13 protein-coding genes are annotated in these 15,591 nt (G+C 74.6%); 1 reads left to right on the top strand and 12 read right to left on the bottom strand.

All coding sequences use genetic code 11. From position 1 onward, the window contains the following. Positions 1–68 precede the first annotated feature (68 nt). Complete coding sequence (locus BIV57_RS14255; RefSeq protein ID WP_071657164.1) at positions 69–1,595, bottom strand: alpha-amylase; 1,527 nt, start codon at positions 1,593–1,595, stop codon at positions 69–71. Between the two features lie 144 nt (positions 1,596–1,739). Between BIV57_RS14255 and pulA the strand changes: the two genes are divergently transcribed. Then, the gene (gene pulA / locus BIV57_RS14250; protein ID WP_336446401.1) at positions 1,740–4,409 is read left to right on the top strand and encodes a pullulanase-type alpha-1,6-glucosidase; all 2,670 of its coding nucleotides are present in this window, start codon (positions 1,740–1,742) and stop codon (positions 4,407–4,409) included. On the opposite strand, the gene BIV57_RS14245 is transcribed toward pulA, so the two are convergent. The 11 genes from BIV57_RS14245 to BIV57_RS14195 form a co-directional block, all read right to left on the bottom strand. Then, a complete protein-coding gene (locus tag BIV57_RS14245) occupies positions 4,396–5,862 on the bottom strand; it encodes an MFS transporter (RefSeq protein WP_079170323.1) in 1,467 nt (488 codons plus the stop codon). The two genes, pulA and BIV57_RS14245, sit on opposite strands and share 14 nt — an antisense overlap. A 14-nt stretch (positions 5,863–5,876) precedes the next feature. Further along, positions 5,877–6,065 (bottom strand): 4-oxalocrotonate tautomerase DmpI, encoded by a 189-nt coding sequence (gene dmpI / locus BIV57_RS14240; RefSeq protein ID WP_071657162.1) that lies wholly within the window; start codon positions 6,063–6,065, stop codon positions 5,877–5,879. A 190-nt stretch (positions 6,066–6,255) separates the two neighbouring features. Then, positions 6,256–7,161 (bottom strand): LysR family transcriptional regulator, encoded by a 906-nt coding sequence (locus tag BIV57_RS14235; RefSeq protein WP_071657187.1) that lies wholly within the window; start codon positions 7,159–7,161, stop codon positions 6,256–6,258. 22 nt (positions 7,162–7,183) lie between these two features. Beyond that, positions 7,184–8,533, bottom strand: a complete 1,350-nt coding sequence (locus BIV57_RS14230; RefSeq protein WP_079170322.1) for a nucleotide sugar dehydrogenase — start codon at positions 8,531–8,533, stop codon at positions 7,184–7,186. Next, positions 8,530–9,645, bottom strand: a complete 1,116-nt coding sequence (gene wecB, locus BIV57_RS14225) for a non-hydrolyzing UDP-N-acetylglucosamine 2-epimerase (RefSeq protein WP_071657161.1) — start codon at positions 9,643–9,645, stop codon at positions 8,530–8,532. Before wecB ends, BIV57_RS14230 begins: the two co-directional genes overlap by 4 nt. Beyond that, positions 9,642–10,712, bottom strand: coding sequence for a Gfo/Idh/MocA family protein (locus BIV57_RS14220; RefSeq protein WP_175548758.1), 1,071 nt, complete (start codon positions 10,710–10,712; stop codon positions 9,642–9,644). The genes wecB and BIV57_RS14220 overlap by 4 nt, the downstream gene beginning before the upstream one ends. Then, on the bottom strand, positions 10,709–11,914 hold the full coding sequence (locus BIV57_RS14215) for a DegT/DnrJ/EryC1/StrS family aminotransferase (RefSeq protein ID WP_079170321.1): 1,206 nt from the start codon (positions 11,912–11,914) through the stop codon (positions 10,709–10,711). The genes BIV57_RS14220 and BIV57_RS14215 overlap by 4 nt, the downstream gene beginning before the upstream one ends. Further along, complete coding sequence (locus BIV57_RS14210; RefSeq protein ID WP_071657160.1) at positions 11,911–13,164, bottom strand: glycosyltransferase; 1,254 nt, start codon at positions 13,162–13,164, stop codon at positions 11,911–11,913. Before BIV57_RS14210 ends, BIV57_RS14215 begins: the two co-directional genes overlap by 4 nt. A gap of 1 nt (position 13,165) precedes the next feature. Next, on the bottom strand, positions 13,166–14,047 hold the full coding sequence (locus BIV57_RS14205; protein WP_217651727.1) for an ABC transporter ATP-binding protein: 882 nt from the start codon (positions 14,045–14,047) through the stop codon (positions 13,166–13,168). Continuing rightward, a complete protein-coding gene (locus BIV57_RS14200; protein ID WP_071657159.1) occupies positions 14,025–14,906 on the bottom strand; it encodes an ABC transporter permease in 882 nt (293 codons plus the stop codon). The genes BIV57_RS14205 and BIV57_RS14200 overlap by 23 nt, the downstream gene beginning before the upstream one ends. Then, complete coding sequence (locus tag BIV57_RS14195; RefSeq protein ID WP_071657158.1) at positions 14,903–15,463, bottom strand: hypothetical protein; 561 nt, start codon at positions 15,461–15,463, stop codon at positions 14,903–14,905. The genes BIV57_RS14200 and BIV57_RS14195 overlap by 4 nt, the downstream gene beginning before the upstream one ends. Positions 15,464–15,591 lie beyond the last annotated feature (128 nt).

Here is a 15,591-nt window from a genome sequence, read left to right as displayed (position 1 = left end):
AACGTAACAGCCTTGCAAGCTCTTTCGAAAGAGCTTGCAAGGCTGTTGCCGCCTCTGTGTCCCTTCCGTTACCGGCGCGTTGCGGCCGGCCCCGCGGTGTCGAAGGCCACCGCGCCCTTGGCCGGAACGGTCAGCGTGGCCGATCCGCCGGAGACCGTGGCCTTGGTGGCACAGTCGTCGACGACGTTGCAGTAGGTGCCGTCGGCGAGGCCGGTGGAGAAGGTCTCGGTCGCGGCCGAGCCGGAGTTGTTGAGCGCCATGAACCCGGCGGAGCCGCGCCCGAAGCCGATGACGTCGCCGCTCGGCGCCTGCCAGTGCGTCACCGCCGCCCCCTTGACGGCGTTGTGGAAGCCGACCATGCCGGTGACAGACGTCCTGCGGTCCATGCAGTACCAGGCGGAGGAGGAGCAGTCGGTGGCGGTGACGGTGCCGTCCGCGTTGTCCGGCGGCGCGTCGTCGCTGTTCTGCCAGGCGAAGCTGGAGTAGACCTGCGGGGTGCCGTAGTCCCAGCCCAGCAGGAAGAGCGTCGCCAGGTCGTCGGTGGCGCCGTCCTTCCAGCTCAGCGTGGAGCCGTTGCGCTCGGTGTCGTGGTTGGCGACGAACGACACGGCCTTGTCGGACGGGTTCATCCCGCCCCAGGTCGCCCCGAAGGTCTGCAGGTCGGAGATGCTGCCCTGGAACTTCTGCTTGAGGTAGACCCCGGTCTGGAAGTCCAGCACGTCGCCGCTGCCGTAGTAGTCGGACGGCTGCACGGCCTCGCCGGCGCCGTAGGAGATCTCCTGGTAGATGTACGGCGCGCCGTTCAGGCGGGACTCGATGGCGGCCAGGTCGGCCTCCGGGATGTGCTTGGCGGCGTCCACCCGGAAGCCGTCCACCCCGTCCGCGATCAGCGAGTTGAGGTAGCCGGCGATCGTGGCGCGCACCGTGTCCGACTCGGTCCGCAGGTCGGAGAGGCCCAGCAGCTCGCAGTTGTGCACGTTGTACGCGTTGGAGGTGTAGTCGCCCTGGTGGATGGTGTCGTCGGAGTTGGAGCAGTCGCCCGGGTAGTGGTGGAAGTCGCCGTTCTGGTAGAGCCCGGGGTAGGTGTACTTGTCGGTGGTGGCGGTGCCGGCGTAGCCGGTGGCGCTGCCCTGCCCGGTCATGTGGTTGATCACGGCGTCGGCGTAGACCTTCACCCCGGCGCCGTGGCACGCCGAGACCATCGCCCTCAGCTGCGCCTCGGTGCCGAACCGGCTGTCCAGGCGGTAGCTGACGGGCTGGTAGACGTCCCACCAGGGGTGGCCGGCGGCGCTGTCGTCGAAGGACTCCTCGGGTGGCGAGACCTGGACGGCGCCGTAGCCGGCCGGGCCGAGCACGGTGGTGCACTCGGAGGCTACCGACGTCCAGTTCCAGCCGAAGAGGTTGGCGATGACGTCGTGCTGCCCGGCGGGCGCGGCGCGGTGGCCGGCTGGCGCCGCGCGGTGGCCGGACGGGGCCGCGCGGTGGGCCGGGGCGGCGGCGCTGCCGGCCGGAGCCAGCGCCAGGCCGGCGCCGGCGAGGACGGCGGCGGACGCCGCGGCGATCAGCGGTCTGCGCAGGTGTGCGGCTCTGTGCATGAGGGTTCGCTTTCTGCTCGGATCCGATTCCGCGTCAGGAGCCTGGTCGCGCTGAGGAGTTCACGTCAACCCCAGTGTTGAAATTTCTTTCTTCTTCTTGCAGATCTCTTGCTGATGCCCGGCACCCGGACTACCGTCCCCGCCGTGCAGACTCCCGCGAGACACCTGGGCCGCCGCCGCTTCCTCGCCGCGACCGCCGCCACCGGAGCGGCGCTCGTCGCCGCCCGGACCGCCTCGGCCTCCGACCCGGCCCCCGTCGACCCGGCGCACGCCCGCGCGCTGTGGATCGACGCCGGCACCGTCGCCTGGCAGGTCTCCCCCGGCGCCGGCGGCACCCGGCTGCGCTCCCTGACCGGCGGCCCCGTCCTCCGACTCGCCCTCGACGCGGCGGGTCTGACGGACGCCCAGCTGCGGCGCTTCCCGTACCTCAAGGGCTGTGCCGCCTTCACCGTCGACCCCCGCGACCGTGCGCTGGCCCCCGACGCGCTGCGCGGCGGGCTGCTCGCCGAGGCGCTGGACGCCTCCGGCGCCGCCGTCGCCGCCACCGGCGTCCAGACCGCCGGGGTCCTCGACGACCTCTACGCCGAGGCCGCCGCCGCGACCCCGCTCGGCCCGGTCTTCGACGCCGCCGGCCGGCCCGCCCTCGCCGTCTGGGCGCCCACCGCCGCCGACGTCCGCCTCGAACTCGACGGCAGCGACCGGCCGATGCGCCGTGACGACGCCACCGGCATCTGGTCGATCGCCGGACCGGCCGGCTGGCGCGGCAAGCCCTACCGCTACGCCGTCACCGTCTGGGCGCCGAGCACCCGGGCGATGGTCACCAACCGGGTCACCGACCCCTACTCCCTCGGCCTCACCGCCGACTCCGCGCGCTCCCTGCTGATCGACCTGGACGACCCCGCCCTGCAACCGCCCGGCTGGCACGGGCTGCGCAAGCCGGCCGCCGTCCCGCTGCGCTCCGCGCAGATCCAGGAGCTGCACATCCGCGACCACTCGGCGGAGGACGCCACCGTCCCCGCCGAACTGCGCGGCGGCTATGCGGCGTTCGCCGCCCAGGGCTCGGCCGGGACGCGGCACCTCGCCGCCCTCGCCGCGGCCGGCGCCACCCATGTCCACCTCCAGCCGGCCTTCGACTTCGCCTCCGTCCCCGAACTCCCCGCCGAGCAGCAGCAGCCCGCCGGCGATCTCGCCTCCTACCCGCCCGACTCCGACCGGCAGCAGGCCGCGATCGCCGCCGTCGCCGACCGGGACGCCTTCAACTGGGGCTACGACCCCTGGCACTACACCGTCCCCGAGGGCTCCTACTCCTCCGACCCCGACGGCCCCGTCCGCACCCGCGAGTTCCGCGCCATGGTCGCCGGGCTCAACCGAGCCGGGCTGCGCGCCGTGATGGACGTCGTCTACAACCACACCGACGCCTCGGGCCAGGACGCCAAGTCCGTGCTGGACCGCATCGTCCCCGGCTACTACCACCGGCTGCTCGCCGACGGCAGCATCGCGGGGGACGCCACCGGCGCCCCCACCGACACCGCCCCCGAGAACGCCATGATGGGCCGGCTCGTCGTCGACTCCGTCGTCACCTGGGCCCGCGCCTACAAGGTCGACGGCTTCCGCTTCGACCTGATGGGCTTCCACCCCAAGGCCAACCTGCTCGCCGTGCGGGCCGCCCTCGACGCGCTGACGCCCGAAAAGGACGGCATCGACGGCAAGGCGGTCGTCGTCTACGGCGAGGGCTGGAACTTCGGAGCGGCCGGCAACGACGCCCGCTTCGTCCAGGCCACCCAGGCGCACATGGCCGGCACCGGCATCGCCACCTTCTCCGACCGGGCCCGGGACGCGGTGCGCGGCGGCAGCCCCTTCGACGCCGACCCCGGCATCCAGGGCTTCGGCTCCGGCCTCTTCACCGACCCCAACTCCTCGACGTCCAACGGCTCGGCGGACGAGCAGCGGGCCCGGCTGCTGCACTACCAGGACCTGATCAAGGTGGGCCTCACCGGCAACCTGGCCGGCTACGCCTTCACCGATTCCTCGGGGCGCCGCACCACCGGCGCCGGCGTCGACTACAACGGCTCCCCGGCCGGCTACGCCGCCGCCCCCGGCGACGCGCTCGCCTACGTCGACTGCCACGACAACGAGGCGCTCTACGACGCCCTCGCCTACAAGCTGCCGCAGGCCGCCTCCCCCGCGGACCGGGCCCGGATGCAGGTGGTGGCGCTCGCCACCGCCGTCCTCTCGCAGGGCCCGGCGCTGCAGCTGGCCGGCAGCGACCTGCTGCGCTCCAAGTCCCTCGACAAGAACTCCTACAACTCCGGCGACTGGTTCAACGCCGTGCACTGGACGGCCTCCCCGGCCGCCAACGGCTTCGGACGGGGCCTGCCGCAGGCCGCCGACAACCAGTCCCGCTGGCCCTACGCCCGGCCGCTGCTCGCCGACCCCCGGCTGAAGCCGACCTGGCAGGTGATGGCCGCCGCCTCGGCCGCCTACCGCGACCTGCTGCGCATCCGCACCGCCGAGCCCGCCTTCCACCTGGCCACCGCCGAACAGGTGCAGCAGCAGCTGGAGTTCCCGCTCTCCGGGACGGCCGCCGAGCTGCCCGGCGCCATCACCTTCCGCCTCGCCGACCTGGTGGTGGTCCTCAACGCCGGTCCCGCGGCCGTCCGCCAGGTCCTCCCGGGGGCGGCCGGCGCCCGCTTCCGCCTCCACCCCGGACAGGCCGAAGGCGCCGACCCGGTGGTGAAGGCCGCTGCCTTCACCCCGTCCGTCGGCGCCTTCTCGGTACCGGCCCGCACCGCGGCGGTCTTTACGCGGCGCTGACCGGGGCCCGCCGGCCGCGCCCCAGCCCGACCGCGACCGCGGCGGACCCGGCGAGCACCACGGCGGCGTCCACCAGCAGCGCGGTGTGCAGCCCGGACGCCCCCGCGCCCGCCGCCGTGGCCACCGCGCTCAGCACCGGGATGCCGACCGTGACGCCGACCTGCTGGGTCATCGACGCCAGCCCGGTGGCCAGGCCCTGCTCGGCCGCCGGCAGGCCGGAGGTCGCGGTGACCATGTAGCCGACGATCGCCGACACATGCCCGAACCCGCCCGCGGTGGAGGCGGCCAGCAGCACCAGCAGCGCCCCCGTCCCGCCGTGCGAGCCGGTCAGCGCCAGCGCCGCCGTCGACACCGCCTGCAGCGCCAGCCCCCCGGCGAGCACCGCCCGGTTGCCGAACCGCCCGATCAGCCGCGGCGCGACCATCCCGCCGACGATGCACATCCCGCCCAGGCCGCAGAAGGTCAGCCCGGTCTCCATCGGGTTCTGCCCCAGCACCTTCTGCAGGTAGAGGGTGAGCAGGAAGCAGACGCCGGACTCCATCGCGAAGGTGACCAGCCCGCCCAGGTTGCCGTACTTGACGGTCCGCCGGGCGAGCACCCGGACGGGGGCGAGCGGGGCGGCGGAGCGCAGCTCGATCAGCCAGAACGCGGCCAGCAGGACCACCGCCGCGCCGAGCGCGACCAGCGTCCACGGGCTGCCCCAGCCGTACTGCGCGGCCGACGTCACCCCGAAGACCAGGGCCAGCAGCCCGGTGGTGACGGTGGCCGCCCCGGGCAGGTCCAGCCGCACCCGGGCTCCCCGGCTCTCCGCGACCAGCGCGGGGACGGCGGCCAGGATCACCGCCGCGACCGGGATGTTGACGAAGAAGGCCCACCGCCAGGAGAGCAGGTCCGTCAGCAGCCCGCCGCACAGCGCGCCGACGACGAAACCCGAGCCCAGCACCGTGCCGTTGAGCCCGAGCGCGCGGTCGCGCAGCGGCCCCTCGGGCATGGACGCGGTCAGCAGCGCCAGCGCCGCGGGCGTCGCCGCGGCGGCGGCGAGGCCCTGCACGACCCGGGCGGCCAGCAGCACCGCGGGCTCCTGGGCGATCCCGCCGACCAGCGAGCCGGCCGCCAGCAGGGCCATCCCGACGATCAGCATCCGGCGGCGGCCCAGCAGGTCCCCGAGCCGCCCGAAGAGCAGCGCGAAGCCGGCCGAGGGCAGCATCATCGCGGTGGTGACCCACTGGAGGTCCACGGTCGCCATGTGCAGGCCCCGCCCGATGGCGGGGAGGGCGACGTTGAGGATGGAGAAGTCCACCGAGATCATGAACTGCGACCCCAGCAGCAGCACGAGCACGAGCCGCTGACGCGACGTCATCCTCGGCAGGGCGGCCGGCGCGGCGCCGGCGGTTCCGGCGGTCTCGGCAGTCTCGGCGGTCTCGGCGGTCTCGGCGACAGAGAGGGTTGCCATGGTTGCCCGCCCCCTCAGCGCTTCGTCTCGGCGACGAGGCGGCCCGCGACGGCGAAGCTGTCGGTGGGCGTCTCCTGGATCCACACCTGCACGGTGTCCGCGGGGATCTTGTACGCGTCCACGAACGCGTCGGTGATCCGCGCGACCAGCTCCCGCTTCGACTCGACGTCCCGGGGGCCCTGCTGCACGGTGACGATGGGCATCGCTCGCTCCTTCGAAGTGGACGGCTTGTTCCGCCGACACCCACTTCATCGCGCGCGGCCCCCCGCACCCAGCCCCACAATCAGCACGCAGCCATCACCAACCGAGATCGCCCCACCCAGCCTGCCGGCTACCGGCGGCGCCCTCACCGCCCCCGCCCCGGGCGGGGTGCCGGGCTCAGGGCGGCGAACCCTACGCCGCGCCCACCGCGCGACACGCGGCGACCAGCGGCGCCACCCGCTCCCGCGAACCGCCGCCACGAATCGCCAGCACCGCCGGCAGCCCCAGCCCCTCCCCCGCCACCGGCCGAAACGCCACCCGCCCGCCCGGCAGCTGCGACGCGTGCGCGGCGTACAGCACCGTCCACCCCGCCCGCCCCGCCCCGAACGCCGCCAGCGTGTCCTGCAACGCCGTCCGCGCAGGACCCGGCACCGGCTCGAACCCCGCGTCCCGGCACGCCTCCACCACCAGGTCCACCAACGGCGGATTCTCCCGGCGCGCCGTCAGATACAGCGGCTGGTCCGCAAGCTCGCGCAGCGCCACCGCCTCCGCGTCGGCCAGCGGATGCCGCCCGGAGAACGCCACCACCAGCTCGTCCCGCCACACCGGCAGCAACCGCACGCCCTCCGGCGCGTCCCCCTCCTCCACGCCCCGCGCGAACGCCGCGTCCAGCTCCCCGGACGCCACCCGCGCCAGCCGCTCCGCCGTCGGCACCGCCACCAGCTCCAGCTGCACCGCCGGATCGTTGCGCTCCAGCACGTCCAGCAGCTCGTCCAGCCGCTCCCCCATGCCCGTGCTGGTCCCCACCCGCAGCGGGCGCCCGCCCTCCGCGCCGGAGCGCGCGAACCCGGCCGCCACCTCCATCGCGGCCCGCTCGGCGTCCAGCACGGCCCGCGCCGCGGGCAGGAACGCCTCCCCGGCGGACGTCAGCCGGACGTGCCGCGGCGAGCGGTCGAACAGGTCGAACCGCAGCTCGCGTTCGAGGCGCCGCACCTGCTGGCTCACCGCCGACTGCACGATCATCAGCCGTTCCGCGGCCCGCCCGAAGTGCAGTTCCTCGGCGACCGTCACGAAATACCGCAGTTGGCGAAGCTCCACCCGGCGATCATAGGACCGCGCGTCAAGCGACTCCGGCGCCCGCGCCCACCCCGGCGCCCACCCCGGCACCCGCACCCGCACCCGCACCCGCACCCAGCACCACCCGTGCCACGCCCGGCGCGCGCCACCGCTCGGGGTCCGTCACCCGGCGGCCGTCCACCAGCACCCGCACCCCCGGCAGGTCCGCCGGGCACAGCGAGGCGTACTCGACATGGTCCGCCTGGACGATCACCGCGTCGGCCGGCGCCCCAGCCCGGTGCGGGGTGAGGCCCAGCGCGGTCAGCTCCGCGTCCGAGTACAGCGGGTCGGCGACCGTCGGCACCGCGCCGCGCGCCCGCAGCGCCGCCACCGTCGGGAACACCCCCGAGCAGGCCGTCTCCTTCACCCCGCCGCGGTAGGCCGCGCCCAGCACCAGCACCCGCGCCCCGGTCAGGGACGCGCCGCAGGTCTCGCCGTACGCCGCGGCGAGCCGCTCCACCGCGTAGCCCGGCATCCCCTCGTTGGCCTCGCGCGCCGAGCGGACCACCGTGGCGCCCGGGTCGTTCCACAGGTACATCCGCGGGTACACCGGGATGCAGTGGCCGCCGACCGCGATGCCCGGCCGATGGATGTGGCTGTAGGGCTGGGTGTTGCAGGCGTCGATGACCTGCTCCACGTCCACCCCGAGGGTGTCCGCGTACCGCGCGAACTGGTTGGCCAGCGCGATGTTGACATCCCGATAGGTCGTCTCGGCGAGCTTGGCGAGCTCCGCCGCCTCCGCCGAGCCCAGGTCGCGCACGCCCACGCCCTCGTCGAAGTCGAGGACGGCCTGGTAGAAGGCGACGCCGTGCCGCGCGGAGTCCGCGTCCACGCCGCCGACCAGCTTGGGGTAGCGGCGCAGATCCGCGAAGACCCGCCCGGTGAGCACCCGCTCGGGGCTGAAGACCAGCGAGAACTCATCGGCGGCGAGGCCCGATCCGGCGGCCAGCATCGGCGCGAAGCGGCCCCGGGTGGTGCCCACCGGCAGCGTCGTCTCGTAGGCGACCAGCGTGCCGACCCGCAGCCCGCGGGCGACGGCCGCGGTGGCCGCGTCCATGGCCCGGAAGTCCGGCACGCCGTCCCCGTCGACCAGCAGCGGGACGACGATCACCACCGCGTCGGCGGCGGCGGCCGCGGCCGCGGTGTCGACGGTGGCGGTGAGCAGGCCCTCCGTCACCGCCCGCTTGAGCGCCACGTCCAGCCCGGCCTCGCCGGGGAACGGCTCGCGGCCCTCGCCGACCAGCCGCACCACCTCCGGGGAGATGTCGGCGCCGACCACCCGGTGGCCGCGCGAGGCGTACTGGACGGCCAGCGGCAGCCCGATCTTGCCCAGTCCGACGACGCACACCCTCATGCCCGCACCACCATCCCCGGCTCCGCGCCGGCCCGCGTATCGACATGTTCCTCAAGCGTCCTGACGGCCCGCTCGGCCGCCCGGCCCTCGCCGAAGGGCGTCCCGCGCTCCGCGGACGGGGCCGGCCGCAGCACGGTCGCGGCGAAGACCGCGTCCGCCGCGGGCTGCTCGACCAGCACGTTCCAGCCGCCGGCCAGCGACTCCGGCCACTCGGTGGTGCTCCGCAGCGTGGTGCACGGACGCCCCAGCAGGTACGCCTCCTTCTGCAGCCCGCCCGAGTCGGTGACCACCGCCGCCGCCCCCAGCACCTCGGCGACCAGCGCCGCGTACGGCAGCGGCTCGCCCAACCGGATCGCGCCCCTGCGCAGCTCGATCCCGAACTCCCGGGCCCGGGCCAGCAGCCGCGGGTGCGCCGGCAGGGCGACCGGGACGGGCAGCGAGGCCAGCGCGTCCACGAGGGCGGCCAGCCGCGCGGGGTCGTCGGTGTTCTCGGCGCGGTGCACGGTGGCCAGCAGATAGGGGCGGGCGGGGTCGATGCCGTCCGGCAGCCCGCGGGGCGCGGTGCCCCGCACCCGCTCGGCGACGCGCAGGCAGACGTCCACCATGACGTCCCCGACCAGCACCGTCCGCGCCGCCAGCCCCTCCCCCTCCAGCAGCGCGACGGCCGCGGGGGTGGGGGCGAGCAGCAGATCGGCGCAGTGGTCGGTGAGGACGCGGTTGTGCTCCTCCGGCATGCGCCGGTCGTAGGAGCGCAGCCCGGCCTCCAGATGCGCGGTGGGGATGCCCTGCTTCACCGCGCTCAGGGCGCCGGCCACCGTGGAGTTGGTGTCCCCGTAGACCAGCACCCAGTCGGGGCGCAGCTCCTTGAGGACGGGATCCAGCTTGGCCAGCACCGCCCCGGTCTGCACCCCGTGCGTGCCCGACCCGACGCCGAGGCGCACATCCGGCTCGGGGATGCCGAGCCCCTCGAAGAACACGTCCGACAGGTTCGCGTCGTAGTGCTGCCCGGTGTGCACGATCACGTGCTCGTGCCCGGTCCCCGCGAACGCGTCGGCCACCGCGGCCAGCTTCACCAGCTGCGGCCTGGCCCCGACAATGCTGACGACCCTCATCCTCGGCCCACTTCCTCTCGCCCGGTCAGGAGCGCGGGGCTCTGCTGATACGCGGCTCCGCCGCGGGGCGCGAGCGAGTCACGCGTGCCCGAGACCTTGGTGGCGGCGATGACCCCCTCGGCGACCTCCACCGCCCGCAGCCCCTGACGCAGCGTCACCACGCCCTCGGTGACGCCGGTCCGCACGGCCTCGCAGAACCCCTCCAGCTCCACCACCAGGGGTTCGCGCTTCTGCAGCGCGTACCGCACCATGTCCCCCTCGCTCACACCGCGGAAGGCCGACAGCGCCTCCCACTGGGTCGGCACCGACCCGTTCGCGTAGTACGTCAGGTCCGCCGTCAGCGTGTCCGCGACGAGGCAGCCCCGGTCGCCCGTCACGATCACCACCCGCTCCTTCAGCGGGCTCAGCCAGTTGACCAGGTGGTTGGCCACCGTCCCGTCGGACAGCTCGCCGACGACCGCCACCAGATCCTCGTGCTCGCGCCCGCTGCGGTGCGCCGCGCGGGCCGCGACCCAGGTGTACTCCTGGCCCGTCACCCACGCCGTCAGGTCGATGTCGTGGGTGGCCAGGTCCTTCACCACGCCCACGTCCGCGATCCGGTTGGGGAACGGGCCCTGGCGGCGCGTCACCACCTGGAAGACCGTCCCCAGCTCGCCCGCCTCCAGCCGGGCCCGCAGCGCCCGCAGCGCGGGATTGCAGCGCTCGATGTGGCCGACCGCGCCCACCACGCCCGCCGCCTCGAACGCGTCCACCAGCCGCCGCGCCGCCGGCGCCTCGTGCGCCAGCGGCTTCTCGATCAGCGCCGGGACGCCGGCCGCGGCCAGCTCCAACCCGACCCGCTCATGGAGGAAGGTGGGGCAGGCGACCACCGCGCAGTCGATCCCGGCGGCGATCATCTCGCGCACCGAGCCGACCACCGGCACCCCGGCCGGCAGCACCCCGTGGACGTCGCCGGCCGGGTCGGCGACCGCCGCCAGCCGCGCCCCGTCCAGCCGGCCCACCACCCGGGCGTGGTTGCGTCCCATCGCGCCGAGCCCGACCAGCCCGACCCTCAGCACCTCGCTCACGACCGCACCCCGGCACCCGAGCCGAACCCGCACAGCGCGTTGGCCGCGCCGACCACCCGGCGCAGCTCCTCGTCGCTCAGCGACGGATGCACCGGCAGCGACAGCACCTCGGCCGCCGCGCGCTCCGTCTCCGGCAGCTCCCACGTGCGGCTCGCGGCCGCCTCCGCGAAGGACGGCAGCCGGTGGATCGGCACCGGGTAGTAGACGGCCCCGCCCACCCCGCGCCGCTCCAACTGCGCGGCGAACGCGTCCCGGTCGGCCCGCCCGTTGCCCGGCACCCGCACCGTGTACTGGTGGTAGACGTGCTCGACGCCCGCGGCCACCGGCGGCACCACCACCCCGCGCAGCCCGGCGTCCAGCGTCTTGGCGTTGCGGCGGCGGCGCTTGGTCCACTCCTCCAGCCGGCGCAGCTGGACGCGGCCCACCGCGGCGTTGACGTCCGTCATCCGCAGGTTGGCGCCCACCACCTCGTTGCGGTAGCGCTGCTCCATGCCCTGGTTGCGGAAGAGCCGCAGCCGGCGGGTGAGCTCGCGGTCCTCGGTGACGGCCATGCCGCCCTCCAGCGCGTGCATGTTCTTCGTCGGGTAGAAGCTGAAGCACCCGGCCGTCCCGAAGGTGCCCACCGGACGGCCGTGCAGGGTGGCGCCGTGCGCCTGGCAGGCGTCCTCGACGACCGCCAGGCCGTGCCGCTCGGCGACCCGCCCGATGCCGGCCATGTCGGCCGGGTGCCCGTACAGGTGCACCGGCATCACCGCGGCGGTGCGCGGCCCGACCGCGGCCGCCACCGCCTCCGGGTCCAGGCAGAAGCTGCCCGGGTCGATGTCGGCGAAGACCGGCTCGGCGCCGACCAGCCGCACCGCGTTGGCGCTCGCCGCGAAGGAGAACGACGGGACGATCACCTCGTCGCCGGGACCGATCCCCATGCAGTGCAGCACCGCGTAGAGCGCGGACGTGCCGGAGTTGACGGCGACGCAGTGCCGCCCGCCGACCAGCGCGCCGAACTCCGCCTCGAACGCGGCCACCTCGGGCCCCTGGACCACCCGGCCGCTGCGCATCACCCGGACCACGGCGGCCACCTCCTCGCTGCCGATCACCGGGGCAGCGGCCGCGACCGGCCGCTCCCCGGGAACGTCGCTGCCGGTACTGGTGCCGGTGCCGGCGCCGGTACGCGCCCGCCCGGACTCCGCCTCCTCGACGGTCATCGCGCCTCCGCCTCCTCACGCCCCCGCTTGGCCTTCTCCGAACCCCGTCCGCGCCGTCCCGGCCGCGCCGCGCCCCGTCGCGCGGGCCACCGCGGGCCGCCGCCCGGCGGTCCCTGGTGACGCATCAGCCAGGCGACCTCGCGGGCGAGTTCGTCGTACGGGCTCTCCGCGCCGCGCTGCCCGGCCGACCAGCTGAGCGCCGCGCCGCGGGCCCGGACATGGTCGCCGCGGCCGGGGCCGGCCCAGTGCCGGAGCACCTCGGCGACGTCCGCCCGCCCGGCCGGTTCGGCGGAGCCGTCCGGCACCACCGCGCCCGCCCCGGTGGACCGCACCAGCTCCGCCGCCCGCGGCAGATCCGTCGTCACCACCGGCAGCCCGCACGCCAGGTACTCGTAGACCTTGGACGGCACCGCCGCCCGGAACGCCCGCGTCGGCTCCAGCAGCGACAGCCCGGTCCACGCGCCGGCGGCCAGCCGCCAGGCACGCTCCGGGGGCATCCGCCCGTGGAAGCGCACCCGCGCCGCCGCCGGGTCCTCCGTCCGCCAGCGCTGCACCGCCGCCCGGTCGCGCGGATGCACCGGTCCGACCACGTCCAGCTCCCAGCCGGGCGCCGCCGCGACCGCGCCGAGCATCGCGAAGAGCCCGCGGCTGGCCCGCACATCGCCGACGTACAGCGCCCGAGGCACCGGGCCGGGCGGCGCGGGCACCGGCAGCATCGCGAAGTCCGGCAGATTGCGGATCACCAGGCGGCGGTTGGCCACCGCCGGCGGCACCTGCTGGTCGGCGACGACGGTCAGGTCGGCGCCCCGGCTCAGGCCGGTGGCCACCCGGGCCAGCAGCCGCGCGGGCGGGCCGGCCGGGCCGCGCGCCCAGTCGCGGTCGTCCAGCAGCGCCAGATAGTCCTCGTGGACGTCGACCACCAGCAGGTTGCCGCGCCGCGCCGCCCGCGTCAGCCGGGCGCCCGGCACCAGGTCCGGATCGAGGGTGAGCACCACCCGGCCGCGCGTCAGACCGGGCAGCCGCAGCGCGTTGACGCCCCGTCTGGCCAGCCCGGACGCCCGCACCGGGCGGAACGCCACCCCGGCGGGCGCGTCCTCCGGCCCGCCCCGGGCGATCACCTCGACCCGCAGGCCGGCCCGGCGCAGCGCCGCGCAGTGCCGGTGCAGCCGCGCGTCCGCCACATGGTGGCCGCTGCTCACCACCGAGACGTCCACCCCGCCGCCCGGGTCCACCACCGAAGTCGCACTCATGTCACACGTCCTCCATGACGACCGGCTCCTCGCCGACCTCCTGGAACCTGAGGTACTCGGCGGTGACCTCCTCGGGATCACCCAGTGCCACCGCGCGGCCCCGGTGCATCCACAGCACCTCGCTGCACAACTCGCGCAGCGTGCCCATCGCATGGCTGACCAGCAGGATCGTGCGGGCCTGCGCCACCAGCTCGCCGATCTTGTCGTAGGACTTGCGCTTGAACTTGGCGTCGCCGGCCGACAGCGCCTCGTCGATGAGGAGCACCTCGGGGTCCATGTGCGTGGACACCGCGAACGCCAGCCGCCCGTACATCCCGGACGAATAGGTCTTCATCGGCATGTCGATGAACTCGCCGAGGTCGGCCCAGGCGGCGATCTGCTCGTAGCGCTCGGCGATCTGGCGGCGCGTCATCCCCGCCGCCAGCCCGCCCAGCACCACGTTCTCCCGGCCGCTGAGGTTGCCGTTGAAGCCGACGCCCAGCGCCAGCAGCGTGCTGATCCGGCCGTTCACCTCGATCCGCCCCTGGCTGGGCGGCAGGATCCCGGCCACCGCGCGCATCAGCGTCGACTTGCCGGCGCCGTTGGCGCCGATGATGCCGAGCACCGTGCCGTGCTCCACGTCCAGGTCGACGCCGCGCACCGCGAGCACCTCGCGGAACCCGCGGTCCTTGGCGGTCGCGCCGCGGCGCAGCGCGGAGGCGCGGGCCATCCGCATGGCGCGGTGGCGCAGCGTGTTGGCCCGCGGATCGACGGGCGTCCGGTACGTCACGTGCAGGCCGCGGACGCGGACCGACCAGCGCCCCGGGTCGGAGGGCTCCTCCAGGCCGGCGGCCGCCAGGTCCAGGTCCTCTCGGCTCACCTCAAAGGCGGACAGAGAACTCACGCTCCCTCCACATGAACAGCACCGTCCCGAGCAGGAACGTGCCGATGCCCCAGCAGGCCCCCTGCAGCAGCCACTCCGGCCGGCCGGCCTTCCCCTCGACCAGCGCGTCGCCCCACATCCCGAGCATCGGCGACAGCGGATTCATCGCGATCAGCTCCGCCTTCGGCCCCGAGCGGTTCAGCTGGGTCTCCAGCTGCCACAGCACCGGCGAGAGGAAGAGCCAGATACGCGTCAGATACGGCAGCACATTCGCGAAGTCCCGGAAGTACACCTGCGCGGTCGCGCAGATGAAGGAGAGCCCGGACGCGAAGAGCGCCACGCACACGAAAGCGGGAACGGCCAGCCAGCTCGCCCAGGTGAAGTGCTCGTGCTTGACGAAATGGACGACGAAGAACACCAGCAGCGACGGCAGGAACCGGAAGAACGCGATGACGATCTGCGTGATCGGCAGCAGCAGCCGCGGGAACGAGCTGTTCATGATGAGCCGGCTGCTCCCGATCACCGACCCGGCGCCCTGGCTCATGCACCCGGCGAGGAAGTTGAACAGGAACAGCCCGGCGAGCAGCTGCGGGAAATACGTCGCCGCATGCTTTCCACCGCTGAGGATGTCCACGAGCAGGTAGTAGACAAATCCGGTGAGCAGCGGGTTGAGAACAAGCCACAATTGTCCGAACAACGTGGTGTAGTTCTGTGCCTTCAGCGTCGAGCGGGCCATCTCGACGACGAACTGGCGGCGGCGCCACAACTCCTCGAGATAGACCCGCGGATTGGGCATTCCGGCCCGCTGCGCCTCGAAGACATGCTGCTGCCGCGCCCCGCCCGCACTCCCCGGGACCGCCGCCTCGGACGACACCGTCATGGCGCCGCCACCTCCTCCCCGTCCTGGGCCTGGGCGACCACCGGCAGGTGGTCCCACACCGACCTGTCGAACTCGAGCGTCGCGACGAGGCGCGGGCTCTGCCGCGCCAGGTGCCAGGCGATCGGCACGGCGTGGCTGTCGCACGCCACCACCCGCTCGAACCGCGCCGGATCGAGCGCGGGGGCGAGCCGGGTGTGCGCCACCCGCCACAGCAGATAGGGGCGGACGACGCGGTAGCCGCGGACGAACACCCCCAGATGGAACGCGTCCGCCGCCCGGCGGTGGGCGCGTTCCAGCACCCCGACGGCGATCTCGGCGGTCCGGCCGTGCCGGGGGTGCCGGCCCAGCGGACGCAGCAGGTCGATCGCCTTGCCGGGGGCGCGGTAGACCAGCACCCGCTCGCCGCGCGGCAGCGGGTGCCGGCCCTCGCCCTCCCGCAGGGTGTGCACGGTCACCGAGGGATGCAGCCCCAGGTCCCGCCACACCTGCTGATTCACCGTCAGCACCTCAACGGGCACCCCGCGCTCCACCAGGAACCCCGCATGGTTCTTCACCACCCGGGCCCGCGTCCCCCCCAAGGCCACCAACAACACCCGTCCCTGATGAGCCGACGGCTCCCGACCGCGACGCACCAACGGGCCCTTCACCGACCCCACCCCGGGCGGGGTGCCGGGGTGCAGAGGCG

The sequence above is a fragment of the Mangrovactinospora gilvigrisea genome (assembly GCF_001879105.1).
Classification (GTDB): Bacteria; Actinomycetota; Actinomycetes; order Streptomycetales; family Streptomycetaceae; genus Mangrovactinospora; species Mangrovactinospora gilvigrisea.
This window is presented reverse-complemented; position numbering and strand designations above follow the sequence as displayed.